This is a genomic window from Ferrovum sp. (assembly GCF_027317285.1).
GTDB lineage: Bacteria > Pseudomonadota > Gammaproteobacteria > Burkholderiales > Ferrovaceae > Ferrovum.
In genome coordinates, this window is sequence record NZ_DAHVHV010000153.1 from 1 (window position 1) to 607 (window position 607).

Genomic DNA, 607 nt, shown 5'->3' on the forward strand with positions numbered 1-607 from the left:
CTTTCGGGGTGAGGATGAATTATGATGCTCAATCAACTTGTCGAGGGGATTCTCCGCGATAGCGGCTTCGTTCAACACAAATCATAAGACAAGGATTGTGGAAAGCTGCTGTTGTAACTTACGCTAGATGCTTTGTCAGCTCGAATGATGGTCGCAGTCGATTGGAAAGCGATGTTTTCAATGACGTGACTACAGATTTAAAAAACATGCATGAGCGGATTATTAACTTAAGGCATAAGCGATACGCTCACTCTACTGGTCAATCACCCTTCAATTTTCCACAGGGAACCGATTTCAAAGTTGAGGAGTGGGCAGCACTTCATGTGGCATTAAACCCAAATGAGTTGAAGAGAGAAATAGTAGAGTTTTATTACCATGTCATTACTATTGACTACTCAAGTCGTAAGGAAGACGTGTCTAAATTCATAAAACTAATCACGTATACAATAGAATCGGTTAGAAAAAAAATCGTTAAATGTGAGAATGCTCTTCTCGATGAGCTTGAAAGCAAATATGAAATTAACTTTCTTTATCCTGAATCCGTGTTCGTTATAGAAAATCCTCACCCGAGACCGAATCGACATGAATTTGACCGGCCAGTCTTTCA

At 40.0% G+C, this 607-nt stretch carries 1 pseudogene; it reads left to right on the forward strand.

The annotated features are described in order from the left end of the window. Positions 1–95 precede the first annotated feature (95 nt). Positions 96–607, forward strand: a pseudogene (locus M6F29_RS12050) (hypothetical protein); the annotation flags it as partial.